The following is a 13723-nucleotide window of genomic DNA, read 5'->3' on the forward strand; positions in this document are numbered from 1 at the left end:
CCTGATCCCATCCCGAACTCAGAAGTGAAACGATGCATCGCCGATGGTAGTGTGGGGTTTCCCCATGTGAGAGTAGGTCATCGTCAAGATTAAATTCCGAAACCCCAACTGCGAAAGCGGTTGGGGTTTTGTTTTGCCCGCAGGAAAGTTCCTACGTCGAGTTTCCTGGTGGGGGGGGCACTCGCAGGGGGCATGGCTGATGATTGCCGTGCAGAAGAGGGGTGTGGGGCTGTTCAGGATGGCCTCTCGCAAACGCAAGCGATTGTTTGCGCCCCAACTGCAATGGTGGCAGCACGTGGCTGTGATGACCGCAGAGAGGGGCTGTGCCGCGCCCTGGAGGCGTCGAGCGATGGGCATTGGTCGCTGCACTTCCAATGCCTTGCCTCGGCTTGATCGCCGCGCAGCGCGGTTCTGGTCGAGCTGGCGCCGTGCAATTGATCAGCCGCAGTGGCGATGACGAGTTTCTTGCCATTGCTGATGGCGGGACATTGCTCGCCACTATCCGGAAACGGGCAGTGGCAGCGCCCAATGCATGGGCGCATGCCTGATCAGATTCGCGATCGGTGAGGGAAGGGGTGGGAGATAAACCCCAAAAACAAAAAAGCCCGCTGTTAGCGGGCTCTAGAGATGTTACGTAGACGTTGGTAGTCGTCTATGTGTTGCAGATGGTGCCCGAGGGAGACTGTAGTGTTCTAGTAAACTCAAGGCTTCCAGAGAGGATTGCTTTTTAGGGATACATGTAGGGATACATGTTCGCCATTGCTGTGGGCAGCAACTCCATGCAATAGCCTACAGCTGTGATCGCTTGAGTCCACACGTACCATTTCCATTTGGTCATTTGAACTGATCTGTAACCGCCCAGTAAACACTCGCTCGTACGTGGCTTAGAGTAGCTTGGGATGCAGATGAGGATGCGCAGGCTTCTGGCACAGTTCATAAGCCCGTTCATCAGTCGGGTTTCTTCGAAGCTGGCTCCTCGACTCGCAGCTCTGTTTCACGGATGACCCGGCCTTTGATTCCATCAATTTTGAGTACCTTGGTGCCAATCAGAAGGAAAGTGGATTTGCTATCCGAAAGGATCAAGTGGCCAGTGAGCCTCTCGCCTTTATCAGTTATGACCGTATGAATGTCATCTAGACCTTTAGGCACTTCCTGGTGCGTATATTCCGCGAAGTCTTTCAATCCCCTCTCTGCGCCAGTCTGAACACCTATTCCAGGCGCAAAAGAAATGAGCAGTAACGAGAAGCCGATCCAGCTCGATAATCCAATGATGACTCCCTCCTTCAGTCGTTTTGTGATGAGTAGAAGGAACAACGCGGATATGCAGATGTAAGCTGTAGCGAGCAGACCTGTACCTAACAAGGGCAAACGGTGGGTGACGGACAAAGCACCAGACAGGATATTTACGTATCCGTACAGCAGTAGGGTAGGTGTGCCAAGGGTTAGCTCGTTCGTATCAATGCCAAATTGCTCGTAGTAACCGACCAGCAGTGAGTATCCGATGATCAGTAGAGCTGTCTGAGATACAACTGCTCCGTAGATCAAAAGCTTGAACGCGAGCTCCGTATTGACCTTCGGTTGATCTACCGGTAGCACCGTCTCGGTCGGTGCAGGGCAATCCCTCGCTTGGGGCAGCGTAAGGCTGACAGGTGAAATCAACTCAACCTTGATCCTGTTTTCCTTGTTCCAGAACACGGCAAATCCTTTGGTATTGGTAGAGACGTGACGATACGCAGCCATCAAGACGGTTGCCAATGGTGAGAGCTACATTTTCGCTCGGGGGCCCCTGGCGAGTTGAATCCAGTACGGGGTCGGAAACCCGCGGAATCTTGGTAGTGGCAGGCCCTCCAGCTTACTGAAATTTCAGTCATTGAAATCGAAAGGATTTGGATGAAAAAAGACCATCATTACCGCATTGGTAACGATGGTCTTTCGTGTCGATGATTTTGCACGTCTCGGGCTGTCAACCAATGCAAAAAATCATCCACTACCAGGATCACGCAGGTTTACGACCCGTGTCTTTCAGGTTTGCTCTGGGGGGCGAGTTTTTGCGACCCTTCCACTTGCACTGGTGAGCAGTTTGCTCTCCCGGTTCACCTGCTCAAAGCTGGATTCTCTCTTGCTAACAAAGTCCCGTGGGTTTCCGACTCCAAATGTGAATATCACTATAGAGACCCTGATCTGTCCGCTGTTGGAGTCTCTGCGTATGGGGAGTGGGGCGGCCCACTCGATAATGGGTGTTACTAGTGTTACAGGTGTAACGGTTTAAGATAAGTATATGAATTTTATGAATAAATTGTGAGTTACACCTGCCTGCTCTTCTCGCGTGATAGGTGTAACAACGACCAACGGTGTAACGGTCTACGTGTCAAAGTCATAAGAAAAAAGGGTGTAGCGACCAAGATTCATCGTCGCTACAGACCGAATTTTGTGGAGGCGTACCTGCTCACTGGAAGAAGGTTAGGCTCATATTGTTAGCTTGAGAAAAAGAAATTTTGTGCTTTTTACACCTTTCCCGGTCAATCTCAATTTTCATTGAGCCGCTTTGGTTTACCAAAGCGGCGGGCGCAGATTTAGCAATGATGACTAGATGAAAATATATCTCATCTCCTTGGTGCTACGGCTAACGTCTGATGGATCCGAACACAAAATATACGTTAAGTTGCGCTCGAGGAGACGTAGTGGCATTCTGACTTCGTCGTAAAAATCGGAGCTCCCACAGACAACAGGGATGGTGATTTTTTGTATGTATAAAATCGATAGCTATCCCTGTTCGTGTTGTCTCAAAACGTCGATTGTGAAAGCTTAAGTGTGTATGGGGAATTTATATGGATATAATTTATACTGCTATATCTGATGACTTGCCAATAAGGCAGGGAGATATAATAAAGAAAAAAAGTAAGTTGGGTGATACTTACGGTTTGGTTATTACTGCTGACTGCGATATCGCCAAGAGTAAACACAAGAATCACTACACTTGGATTGAGGTTGTTCCAACTCAAGTTTACATGGATACGAGGTGGGCTCTTGAAGAGATTGAAAGAATTCAGATAAGGCAGGCAAAGCCTGTTTTGGAATTTGTAAATAAAAAACTTAAAGACAAAGGATTGTCTCAGATAACAGAACAAAAATTGCTAGCTTGGATTGGCGAAGTTGGGGTTGAGTCGTTTTTATCAAAGTTGGTTGCTGATGAGTGTCCAGCTGATATTAGGAATAAGATTGAAGGGTTGTTTGTAATTTCTTCTAGTGCTGAGAGTAGCGCTCTGGAGAAAATCCAGAAAACTGCACGGCTATTCAATCTTGGAATGGAGAAGTTAGTTGAAGATGCGCGAAAGCATTTAACAAAAGATGATGGGTTTCCAGATTATTTTTTTATACCTCGCCTACCTGATGAATTAGCTAATGGGTGTGTTGCCCTGTTGAGGCATATATACTCAGTTCATGATGAGAATATTTTTACTTCTGAAGCAAATGCACGAATTGAGGGTAAGCCCTATTCGTTTTTCAGGATGTGCAGGTTGGCAGATCGAGTAAAATATTCTGTTGTTCAAAAAACCACTTTTCTATTTTCTAGAATTGGTATGACTGCCGAATTCGAAACTGCTACATCTTCGAGCGCAAGTTTCAGTGCCAATAATATATTTAAGGAGGTTGTATGAGCCTGGATGCAATTGTAATTGAACAATCGGCTTTATCTATTCTTGATTCTGCAATAATTGAAGAGGATTGGTTTGCAGAGTTCGGGGTTCCTCCTCAGGATGGGGGGCTGAGGCGCGTCGTGTATAATAATATTGCGTATATTTTTACAGGAGACGCTGATGAGGATAGTGGTCTTTTAGTTGTTAATACAAAGTCTGATGGGGTTTTCAGTTCGACGATAAATCCACTCCAGATTTTTGAAAGAATTATTAGGGTGGCGCTACGTCAGTTTGATCGAGGTATATCGATACCCGTTCAGTGGTCGCCATTTAATGATGGATCTTTGTTTAGTATATTTGCAACGAATCTTTCGAGAAAGAGCAATGTCAGGGTTTATTTTAATAGATCCCCTGATGAGTCAAATAATATATATGCTTATGCGATAACTGATGGTCCAAAAATATTAACTGAAGCCCCTTCAAATATAGAAGTCTACAAAAAAGCTGTAGACGGCTACCTAGATGCTATTCTGACTGAGGACCCCCTGCCGAAGCCATTGGCCGCTGGGAACTATGGTTTGGTACTCAGCAAACCGTTGGGTAGCTTTCTTGCTAGACCGGGAGATATTTCAGAGTGGGTAGAAAGAATTTTAACAGATGAACAATTAGCGTTCGTTAATAGTGATACCAAATCTCCTATTAGGCTGCGTGGAGCTGCGGGGACCGGCAAAACTCAAGCCATGGTAATAAAATGCCTAAAAGAGTTATACCATGACGCTGATATTGGGGGCGATAAAACATTTTTATTTCTTACTCATAGTTCCGCCCTGGCTCAGGAAGTAGTACGAGGTATGCTTTACGCGCTGGATCCAAGCGGCAGATGGAGTGAACTTCTTACAAGGGACGGCGAGAAAAAACTTTTGATAGGTACGCTGTATGAACTCGCCCAAGCAAAATTGGATTATCAAAAAAAGGGACTTAGGCCAATCTCTATAGATGGAACTGAAGGTAGGGAGCTTCAGAGGGATATAATTAAAGAGATTATCATAGCGATTAAGAATGATGCCTATATCAATATTGAGCTGCTTGATAGCTGTGAGATGTTAAAGGTCAGGATTCATGACGATAGATATCATCCAGAGCTTATTGATGAAATCGTGAACGAATTTGCCTGCACGCTTGATGCGGAGAATATCAGGAAAGGATCGAAAGAGGCTGAGCAATATATAACCTCTCAGCGTGATCAGTGGCAGATGCAATTGTACACTCCGTCGGAGCGGCGTGTAATTCTTGAAATATATGAAATGTATCGCATCAAGTTGAAGCAGGAAAAGTTTTTCAGCCTAGACCAGATGATTGCAGACTTTTGCAGATACTTGAATACCTATGAATGGGACCAGCTTCGTGATCGTGATGGATTTGATCAAATTTATGTAGATGAATATCATTTTTTTACAAAAATAGAGGCTATGACATTTCAGCCTCTTTTCAAGCCCCGCTCCGCTACTGAAGGGAGATGGCCAATCATAATGGCTTACGACTTGAAACAGAGTACCACCGATGCACCTTTGTCCGGTGGAATCGCTCGGTTTGTGAACCCTGGTGTTGGTGCTTCGGTGGCTATGGAGCTGAATCAGGTATTCCGATATACGCCTCAAATTACCAGTTTTCTGTCAGATATCGACGGTGCATTTCCTGCAATGGATCTTGAGGGGGAATTTATAAATTACACAGCTACTTCAAGTTTAGAGCAGGGGCCTGTACCGAGGCTCGATGTGTTCAGGACTGATATCGAACTGATTGATACGATCTTTGAAGCCGCTCAGCGACTTGCTGCTAGCAATTCGGAGGGAGGGCAGCAAGTAGCTGTGCTTTGTTTGAATACCGAACTTTATGAGCGCTATTTAGAGGTTGGAAGGATTAAGAAATATCATATCCCGATTAAATCGAGGGAGGATTTGAAAGAGCTGAGATATGCTAAGAAAAAGTGCATATTCAGCATGCCGGAGTATGTTTCTGGATTGCAATTTGAACACGTATTTTTGATTCATGCGGATGAAGCGGATTTGACTAGTGAGTATCTGAGTGAGGGCGCGAAGAGAAGATATATTTCGCGAGTATACGTTGGTGCAAGTCGAACTAAGAAGAATCTTACCATTGCATCATCGCTTGAGAGAGGTGGCGTTAGTAGCGTTTTGACCACTCCACTGGCAAATGGAACTTTGTCGGATCATTGAGCTTGATGATGGCGTCCAGCATCGATTTTGTTTCGATGCTGGACGTTTAAGTTCTTTATTGTCGGTGATTGTAGTATTTGATGTAGTACGCTTTTATCTAGTGATTGTTAATTTTCATGTTGTATTTTGTTTCGATGTGGGAAATAAATTCTTTTATAGTTAGTGAGATGGCGTCAAGTATATGTATATATGCTTCTTTGCTCAGGCTCCTATCTATTGCGAAGTGATGCACTATACCGTGGCGATATTGTATTATTTCTGAGATTTTGTTTTCTAAGAATGTTATAGATTGACCTATGCGTCTTTTTTTATACAGGATTTTTCTAACATCGATATCCAGCCAATCTTTGTAAGCTTTGTTAAGCTGGTCTAGATTTTGAAAAGTGTAGCCTTCAGCTATTATGCTTTCTATTGTTTGCTTTTTTTGCTGGACATTTAGCATCGTGGAGAAGTCTATTTTAGCTTTATGGGTCTCTCTTTTTTCCAGTGCTTGTTTGTCATAGGCAATTAATATCTGAAATGATTGCGAAAAAAAGTACTCAAACATCGCAACTGCAAAAGGAACGAGTCCGTTGTAAATTACTCGGCTGGGATCTAAGGTGTTGGCAAACTCTAAAAAATCGTCAATTTTGTTTCCGGACAGATTTTTGTGATTTATCGATGGTGGTGGAAGTGAAAATTTAACGGAGGATATTTGTTGAGTTACATGTTCGTAAACTCCTGATATTCCTCGGCTTATTGGTGTGCTTTCGTCTTTCCATAGTGGTGCATACTTATTTGTTCCATAGTCCCCCTTTATTGTTCCCCCAAATTTTTTTCTCGCGCCTCTAAGGACGTTGTTCAACATTTCTACATCGTGCCAGCTCGCGCTGTATAAGTTGCGCACGTGTAAGGCCCAATCATTTCCTGTAATTTTTTTTTCGTCCGGAGATGTGGGAAAAATGTCGGCGGAAACGCCATCGATAGACTTAAAGTCTTGGCGTTCGAACCATGAATAATTTAGAGTGCCCTTAGGCCAGTCCCAAAAGTGGCCGCATCTTTGAAAGCCAAGACTCTCTAAGTATTCTCTTAGCTCCCTTCTAGATGCTTTCTTTGGGTACAATGTGACGTCTCGTCCCATGGTTCGTTAATTCCTGGGTAATGTTTCTATAGGTGAGGGAAGTAGGGTTTTTATGCGATGGGCCTTCTCTAAGAATTATCTATGAGGAATGTTTTTCTTTGAAATGGCCTTTCGGAAAGAAGAATTGCCATGGTTATTCGACTGCTCCCAATTCGCCGTTGCCTCATGCATAAAATATTTATGAGTTTATTGGTCTTTATCGAGATTCTCTATCTGTCTGCTCCATCTCCGTCGTTTGATTAGATTGGAGAAGATATTTGTCTCTCCATAATGCGTATGAATATCTGTAATTTAGATTGAATTCCCTCAAAAAAAAAGGACCTCATAGGGTCCTTTTTAATTAAATCAAATTTTAATGGGGTAGCCAGCTCTCAACCTCTTCGGCGCCGTGCTTGGTTTTCCACTCCTTCAGCGTTTTATGATTGCCGCCTTTGGTTACAACCACTTCACCGGTGTGCGGATTCTTGTAGACCTTGGGCTCGCGAGGCTTGCGCTTGCCAGGTGCCGCGGCCGGCGTTGAAGCGCGCTTCGTGCTCTGTGGATCCAGCAGGTTGATGATGTGCTTGAGGCTGAAACCGTACTGATTCAGCAGCTCTCGCAGCTTGGTCTCGAACTCGATCTCTTTTTCCAGTGCCCCGTCGCTCTTCATCGTCTCCAGTGCCTAGAGCTGCTCGGCGAGGTGTTTTTCCAGCTGACGGTATTCGAGAAGTTTTGACATGCTTATTTCCTGGCGTTTTGATGATAAAGGTTTGAATGTTCGGGCGGCTCACAAGTTCAGCGCTATTCTGGCAGTTTCAGATATTCTCGGATGCTTATGATCTCCGCCTTGATCAATTTAACGGTGAGAATCTCGACTTTCGTTTTTATGCGGGGTTTGTCCACGAATTCCAGCATTTCCTTTAAGGAGACTATTCGTGCTTTCAGTAGGTCTTTCCAGTTGGGGGTGTTTCTAAGGTCAAATTGAATGATCATTTTTTAGCCTGTTGAGGTTAAACAGCCTACTTGCGCAGGCTGTTTCGGTGGCTCAATGCCCTACAGCGAAAGGATGTCTTGCACGCTGTATTTGCCGGATCGATCCAACAGCTCGCGCCAGGTCCAGCTGTGGAAGTCTTCGCCTTCTTGCGGCAGTACCAGTTTCATCAGGCTGAGGTGTTCCCCTCCCAACATGCCTTGTACATTCCACAGCTTGCCGCCCAACTCCATCAGCGCTTGCGCTTGTTCGTTCCATTGTTCCTCCAGCACTGTGCGGGCAAGGAACATCGCTGTTTTTTGGATCGAACCGTATTCCCTTTGCGCCTCGGCAATGTGCTGGTCGACGATGGCCAGCTCCTGTTCTAGTGCAGTGATGATCAGGTGTTGACGACGATTGTGTTCGGTCGCCGTGGCGAGGTTTTTCGCGGCCTTCTGCGCGTCGGCATTGGCGTTCTTTTCGCCCTCGGTATCGCCCCAGGCCACGGCCTGCGCGTAGGCGGTGGCGGCATCGGTTTCGGCTTGCCGGGCCTTGGTCATGTCGTCCTCCGCTTGCTGCTGGATCTGCGCCAAGCGGGTGCTGAGGCTGTCGCGTTTTTCATTGAGTTCTTGTTCGTCGGCTTTCCAGTTCGCCATCGACTCGGTGTAACCCGCCATCAGGGTTTCATGATTGAGCAGTTTCTCGCGGCGAGTGATCTTCGCATCGAGCAGCCAGGCACGGTGCTTACTGGCGTCGTAAGGAACTTTCAGGCTGCTGTGCTCCTTGCGGATTTCGGTCAGCCGTTCCTCCTCGATGACTTCGTCGCCTTCCAATAGCGCCTCCAACGGCGCCATCTTGGTGTGGTGCTGTTCAGCGACGCTCAGGTGTTTATCGCGTTGGGCGGTCAGATGGTTGATCTCGTCGATCAACCGTTGTTTCTTGTCACAATGACCGGTCGCGGCAGCGTCGTCCGAAACCGGCCGTGCCAGCCCGGTGGACTCGCGGCTGAGCAGTTCGTGTTTTTCGGTAGAAGCGTGGAATTCGTTCATCTGTCTTGTTCCTTCAAAAATGGGTTTGGGTTGAATGAGCGGCTGGCGAGGCCGGGAATAAGCCGGCGCTACCTCGATCAGCGGACGTACCTTCAGGCAGCCCGAGCCTCGCTCTCATCCGTTCCCGGAATCCTCTTCACGATGTAGCAGCGCTGGGGCCCAAGTCCGGGTAATCGGACCAGACTCGATGCCTTGCCATCGCTGGCCGGCTCCAGCACGCCGCGCTGCAACAACTCCTTGTTCACGGCGTTGATGTTCATGCCCCGGAAGATTTCGGAGCGCCATGCCTCCGGCAGCACGTAATAGGTGTTGGTGGTGTGCATGGTGTCACCCATGCCGTGCTCCAGCGTCTTGCGAAAACCTAGGCGGTCGATGGTACGCGGACCGTGTTCATCGATCTTGGCCGCTGCCGATTCCCAGCGAGTGAAACGGCTTTCACCGAAGCGCTCTATGACCTGGCGCAGCCGCGCCAAGATCGCGTCGCCTTCGAAGTTACCGGCGCCGCCGCGCTCGTGGAGCCAGGCGTTCAAGCACTCACGTGCGGCGGTGGTGGCCGTGCCGTCCGGCCAGCCGGTGATTCCCATCGCGGTGGCCAACTCGCCGGCTGCCGCTGCAAGGCCGAAGCGGGCCGCAGCACGGTGTGCCTGACCACTGGCAGAGGCAGGTAGCGCTTGGGCAATAAAACCTTCCAATGTGCGGCGCAGGATTGCCGCCCAGCCGTGGCGCTTGCCGGGTTCGCACAGCGCAGACAGGAACGCGGTGAGCGGGGTGCCGTAGTAGTTCGCTACCCGCGCCTTGAGCGCGTCGGACAGGGCGGCGGCATCCTCGAAACCGTTGAGCGTGTCGAACATGCCAAGGCCTTTGCTGGCATCGGCCGGGACGGCGAGCATCCTCACCTCCATACCGGCTTTCAGTTCCTTGTTGGCTTCGGCCATGTGCTGGGCCAAGGTCTTCTCGCCGGTAGAGAGAAACAGCAGGCGCCATTCCTGCACCTGCCGGCCTGCTTGGCCTCGATCATTGGCGCGGGCCTTACCGGTGCCGTTGCCGAGCATGTACACCGTCTCGCCGATGATGCGGGCATCACACATGCCGATTTCATCGAGCACCAGAAGCCCGTCGGAATGTGCGGCAGCGATCGACTCCAGCGCGTTGTCGGTCGAGCGCCACGAGCGCACCAGACGGGGCCCACCGTAGATCGAGGCGGCAACCTGCAGGTGCGTGGTCTTGCCGCCCGAGCTGTCGCCGTACAGGTGAAAACCGCCCGATTCGTGGCCGAGCATGTGCAGCAGGGGGCCGGCGAAGGCCACACCGACGACAAACGCCAAGCGATGATTGCCGATGCACAGCGCGCCGATCTGCTGCTGCCATTGTTCGAGCGTGCCCGCTTCGCTGATCGGCGGAAGCTGCGCGCCGGCTTCATAAAAGTGCAGGTGTTCCGCGTGCATGCCGACCTGCTGCTCAGGCAACAGAAAGGCGTTGTCATGCCAGCCCAAACGGGTGACCAGTCGCGCACGTTGAGCACTGTCGAAGCCGCCCAGGTAACTCTGCAAATCGTTGCGTGCGTTACGCCCCGAACGACTGCCGGCCAGACGCAATCCCATATCCACCAACGGGCCTAGCACGTCCTTGCCGAAGTCGCCGGTCATGGTGCGTGCCGGGATGTTCCAGCGTTTCTTGGTGCCGTCGGGGTCGTCGAACTCAACCAGCAAACCCCAGTTGTGGCCCTTCTCGTCACGGGTGCGCGCAAGGATTGCCAGCGGCGAACACACAGGGCGTGCTTCGCCGTCATCGCCGGCATAAAACACGCCTTCGGGTGTCAGGCGAAAGCCACCGGGCATCAGGTCGTTTTTCGATTTTGCCGGTCGCTTGGCCGCTGCTTTGGGTTTCGCTTCCGGCTGCGGTTCCGACTCGGGTTTCACCTGGGCAACTACCGGCTTTTCCTCGATCACACCGAACAGCTCGCCGCCGTTTTCCAGCGCGGTGAAGTGGCCGGCGGTCCAGCCTTTTGCGAGCGCATCGGCGGCATCGTCGCCGTCATCCCATTGACCACCTTTTGCGAACGCGGCGCGGTCGTTCTTCAGCGTCGGCTTGCGTTTGAACACCTCCAGCGCGATGACCCGGACCGAGGCGGCGCCGATTTCGCGCAGCTTTTCGGCAACGGTGGCCATGCAGGCTTTACCGCTGTCGTCGTTGTCCGGCCACAACAAAACGTCGCGTCCCTTGAGCGGCGTCAGGTCGGCTTTGTGCCAGGAGTTGGAGCCGTTCGGCCAGCAGGTGGCCACGTAGTCCGGCAGCAACTCGGCGGCGGCATCCGCAGCTTTCTCGCCTTCGCACAGAACCAACGGTGAGTCAGCGCGCTGGGCCAGTTCATCAAGGCGCAGCAGCGGACGCGGATCCGGCAGACCCTGCCAGCGCCATTGCTTGATTTGGCTATCGGCACGCTGACACCACGTCAGGGGCGCAAAGACCTTCTGCGGCTTGCCGTCTTCATCGGGGCTGAGGTCGAAGCGATACAGCGCCATGAGCGGTTGACCCTGCACGTCGCGGTAGATCCAGACCTTGGACGGCACACCGTGATCACGGTGCTTGGCCGGACACTTGTTCATGGCCTCGGTCGGGATCGGCTGGATGGCGGTCCACGTCGGCGCCTTCGGCTTGCTCGGGGCGGCTTTCGTCTTGGCGCCGCCGGACGCAACGTTCAACCAATCCGCCAGTTTGTGGCAGGCTTCAACATCGGTCCCGCCGTCCAGATAGCGCACCAGATCGATCAGGTCGCCGCCTTTGTCGCCGGTGGCAAAATCCGCCCAGGTGCCCTTGCTCAAACTGACCTTGAGCGAACCGGCGCGCTTGTCGCTGCGGGTTGGATTCGGAGCGGTGTATTCCTTGCCGCCGTCCACGCGCTTGCCGTTGGGGAGCCAGTGCGACAAGACACGCTCGATGTCTTTCAACGCGGCGGCTTTCACGTCGGCAAAGCTCGGGCGTTTGGCGTTGTTCGGGCGTTGGCTCATGTGTCAGCCCTCGGCAGAAACAGCGCATCGTTGATGTCGTCGATCAGCGCTTTGGCCATCTCGCCCAGGTACAGGGCGGGCCAACTGAAACGCTCGCCGTGGTCACTCATGGCCGCGTCGAAACTGAGCTGGTTCGCGTGATGCTGCAGTAACGACACCATCTCCAGCGCGTCTTCGACTGGTACTCCGGCATTCACCCGAAATAGCTTCAGGTCGGTGGCATTAACGCGAGAAAAGGTAGCGTGGCCCGGTGTGGTGGAAATGCTCATAGCACACCGCCTTTCTGCACCGCAGGCGTCGAAGTGTTGTCACCGTGCATGGCCAGCGTTTTGATCAACCCGAGGGTGCCGCGCACGTCCCAGAGGACGGCGGCGATGACGTGATTGGCGAGGCGTGAGGATTCGTTTTCGAAGTGATCCTCAAGCAGCGTGAGTACCGAGTCAGCGCGGTCAATGGCGCAGGTGATGGCGTCGATGGGTACACCGGCTTCGGCAGTTGGGTTCACGCAAAGCAGATCTTCGGGCAGGGCAAAACTCAGGGCGTTGTTCATTGGGCACCGCCTGCGGTTTCGAGCGCGCGGGCTTTGGCCATGTGAGCGTTGTAGCGGGAGAGGCGTGTAGCGAGACTGGAGTTGGCGTGTAAAGCGGCGAGAGCCATTGCACGATGTGCAGCAGCGCGAATTTTGGACGGATTGAGGGCGTGCATGGGTGGAGCTCCTTCTTAAGTGGGAACTGCCACGATTCGTCGCCAAACGAATTGGGGTGGCAGCTGTGCGCAGGTTGGCGAACCGGGTAAGAAGGAACCCGGCAGACCCGAAGGTCTCCCACGCACAGCCGCCATAAAGCAGGAATGCGGGCACAAAAAAAGCGCCTGCAATCGAGATGGGGGCGCCTGTGCGCCTTCTTAAACTCGGGTCGCCAAACCCGGTCGCTGATTTTGCAGCGACGGCCAGAGAGTAACGTCCGTTTTTCGAAAGTGCAACTGCGCTGATGGCTTGCGGATTTTTCAGGTGCGGCATAAATTGTTCGTGCATGTAGATTGACCTCAACGCCTCCGGATCGCCCCCGGAGGCGTTTTTGTTTCAGGCATGGGCTTCCCAGCGCAGGGAAAGAAGGGGCAGAAATCCGCCGCTGAGCAAGGAGCGGGCGTCTTCGTAGGCGTCGACTTGCTGGCCTTCGTCGACGACAACGGCCCCGGTCTTTTCGCAATGGAGGGAGAGGGCGCACCAGGTACCGTCGGCCCAGCTGAGCACGCTAACAACGCGACCTTGCCTGTCCTGCTGGCTGCGGTAGCGTTCAAGACGCTGCATGACGCGAGACGAAAAACCGATCCGACGCAACACGGAAAAGGGGTGCATCAAAGCGTTGTTTGCGGTCTTGTGGCTCATGCAGCCACCTGATCACGTGCCTCGATGCGGCTGCGCGCCCACGCTTGAACTTCGGAAAGCACCCAGGCGACAGGGGCGCCGCGTGCGTTGCTGTTGCTCAGTTTGACGGGCTGCGGAAAGCCGCAGTCGGTGCGCTGCATCAGTTTGTAGATGGTCGAACGTTTCATCCCCACGATGCCTTCCACCTCCCGCATGCGGATTAACGTGGAAGCGGCATCAAAAAGTGAGGCGGCGTTGGCGGGAGTCTTGCGGGGAAAATCGGTGACAGAGGTGTTCATAGGTATTGCTCTCGATTGATTTGGACAACGAGAGCAATGGTCTAGAGATTGCTCGGC

At 51.7% G+C, this 13723-nt stretch carries 12 protein-coding genes and 1 rRNA gene; 3 read left to right on the forward strand and 10 right to left on the reverse strand.

The features are described 5' to 3' along the window. Window positions 1-89: ribosomal RNA gene (gene rrf / locus CAG33_RS25870) — 5S ribosomal RNA — on the forward strand; the annotation flags it as partial. Between the two features lie 859 nt (window positions 90-948). On the opposite strand, the gene CAG33_RS25875 is transcribed toward rrf, so the two are convergent. Continuing rightward, the gene (locus CAG33_RS25875; RefSeq protein WP_085641044.1) at window positions 949-1695 is read right to left on the reverse strand and encodes a hypothetical protein; all 747 of its coding nucleotides are present in this window, start codon (window positions 1693-1695) and stop codon (window positions 949-951) included. Window positions 1696-2828: 1133 nt separating this feature from the next. Here CAG33_RS25875 and CAG33_RS28390 point away from each other — a divergent pair. Continuing rightward, the gene (locus CAG33_RS28390; protein WP_139833043.1) at window positions 2829-3659 is read left to right on the forward strand and encodes a hypothetical protein; all 831 of its coding nucleotides are present in this window, start codon (window positions 2829-2831) and stop codon (window positions 3657-3659) included. Beyond that, window positions 3656-5875 carry a UvrD-helicase domain-containing protein gene (locus CAG33_RS25880; RefSeq protein WP_085641046.1) on the forward strand — a complete coding sequence of 740 codons (2220 nt, stop codon included), beginning with the start codon at window positions 3656-3658 and terminating at the stop codon, window positions 5873-5875. The genes CAG33_RS28390 and CAG33_RS25880 overlap by 4 nt, the downstream gene beginning before the upstream one ends. Before the next feature lie 97 nt (window positions 5876-5972). On the opposite strand, the gene CAG33_RS25885 is transcribed toward CAG33_RS25880, so the two are convergent. The 9 genes from CAG33_RS25885 to CAG33_RS25925 form a co-directional block, all read right to left on the reverse strand. After that, complete coding sequence (locus CAG33_RS25885; protein ID WP_085641048.1) at window positions 5973-6995, reverse strand: hypothetical protein; 1023 nt, start codon at window positions 6993-6995, stop codon at window positions 5973-5975. A 352-nt stretch (window positions 6996-7347) separates the two neighbouring features. Continuing rightward, window positions 7348-7653, reverse strand: a complete 306-nt coding sequence (locus CAG33_RS25890) for a histone-like nucleoid-structuring protein, MvaT/MvaU family (RefSeq protein ID WP_256576757.1) — start codon at window positions 7651-7653, stop codon at window positions 7348-7350. Between the two features lie 374 nt (window positions 7654-8027). Next, window positions 8028-8870 (reverse strand): chromosome segregation protein SMC, encoded by an 843-nt coding sequence (locus tag CAG33_RS25900; protein ID WP_085641078.1) that lies wholly within the window; start codon window positions 8868-8870, stop codon window positions 8028-8030. Window positions 8871-9085: 215 nt separating this feature from the next. Further along, complete coding sequence (locus tag CAG33_RS25905) at window positions 9086-12001, reverse strand: DUF927 domain-containing protein (protein WP_085641052.1); 2916 nt, start codon at window positions 11999-12001, stop codon at window positions 9086-9088. Continuing rightward, window positions 11998-12270, reverse strand: a complete 273-nt coding sequence (locus tag CAG33_RS25910) for a DUF3077 domain-containing protein (protein WP_085641054.1) — start codon at window positions 12268-12270, stop codon at window positions 11998-12000. The genes CAG33_RS25905 and CAG33_RS25910 overlap by 4 nt, the downstream gene beginning before the upstream one ends. Further along, the gene (locus CAG33_RS25915) at window positions 12267-12551 is read right to left on the reverse strand and encodes a hypothetical protein (protein ID WP_085641056.1); all 285 of its coding nucleotides are present in this window, start codon (window positions 12549-12551) and stop codon (window positions 12267-12269) included. The genes CAG33_RS25910 and CAG33_RS25915 overlap by 4 nt, the downstream gene beginning before the upstream one ends. Beyond that, the gene (locus CAG33_RS28615; RefSeq protein ID WP_170930078.1) at window positions 12548-12706 is read right to left on the reverse strand and encodes a hypothetical protein; all 159 of its coding nucleotides are present in this window, start codon (window positions 12704-12706) and stop codon (window positions 12548-12550) included. Before CAG33_RS28615 ends, CAG33_RS25915 begins: the two co-directional genes overlap by 4 nt. 376 nt (window positions 12707-13082) lie before the next feature. After that, entirely contained in the window at window positions 13083-13388 is a 306-nt protein-coding gene (locus tag CAG33_RS25920) for a hypothetical protein (protein WP_085641058.1), read from the reverse strand. After that, window positions 13385-13666, reverse strand: coding sequence for an AlpA family transcriptional regulator (locus CAG33_RS25925; RefSeq protein WP_085641060.1), 282 nt, complete (start codon window positions 13664-13666; stop codon window positions 13385-13387). The genes CAG33_RS25920 and CAG33_RS25925 overlap by 4 nt, the downstream gene beginning before the upstream one ends. Between the last annotated feature and the right edge of the window lie 57 nt (window positions 13667-13723).

Origin of the sequence: Pseudomonas sp. B3(2017) (assembly GCF_002113595.1) — a bacterium.
Classification (GTDB): Bacteria; Pseudomonadota; Gammaproteobacteria; order Pseudomonadales; family Pseudomonadaceae; genus Aquipseudomonas; species Aquipseudomonas ekonensis.

Excerpts from the sequence above, each read along its gene's own strand:
- CAG33_RS25925 (WP_085641060.1), bottom strand. The coding sequence starts at position 13,666 with ATGAACACCTCTGTCACCGATTTTCCCCGCAAGACTCCCGCCAACGCC.
- CAG33_RS25905 (WP_085641052.1), bottom strand. The coding sequence starts at position 12,001 with ATGAGCCAACGCCCGAACAACGCCAAACGCCCGAGCTTTGCCGACGTG.
- CAG33_RS28390 (WP_139833043.1), top strand. The coding sequence starts at position 2,829 with ATGGATATAATTTATACTGCTATATCTGATGACTTGCCAATAAGGCAG.
- CAG33_RS25920 (WP_085641058.1), bottom strand. The coding sequence starts at position 13,388 with ATGAGCCACAAGACCGCAAACAACGCTTTGATGCACCCCTTTTCCGTG.
- CAG33_RS25910 (WP_085641054.1), bottom strand. The coding sequence starts at position 12,270 with ATGAGCATTTCCACCACACCGGGCCACGCTACCTTTTCTCGCGTTAAT.
- CAG33_RS25915 (WP_085641056.1), bottom strand. The coding sequence starts at position 12,551 with ATGAACAACGCCCTGAGTTTTGCCCTGCCCGAAGATCTGCTTTGCGTG.
- CAG33_RS25880 (WP_085641046.1), top strand. The coding sequence starts at position 3,656 with ATGAGCCTGGATGCAATTGTAATTGAACAATCGGCTTTATCTATTCTT.
- CAG33_RS25885 (WP_085641048.1), bottom strand. The coding sequence starts at position 6,995 with ATGGGACGAGACGTCACATTGTACCCAAAGAAAGCATCTAGAAGGGAG.
- CAG33_RS28615 (WP_170930078.1), bottom strand. The coding sequence starts at position 12,706 with ATGCACGCCCTCAATCCGTCCAAAATTCGCGCTGCTGCACATCGTGCA.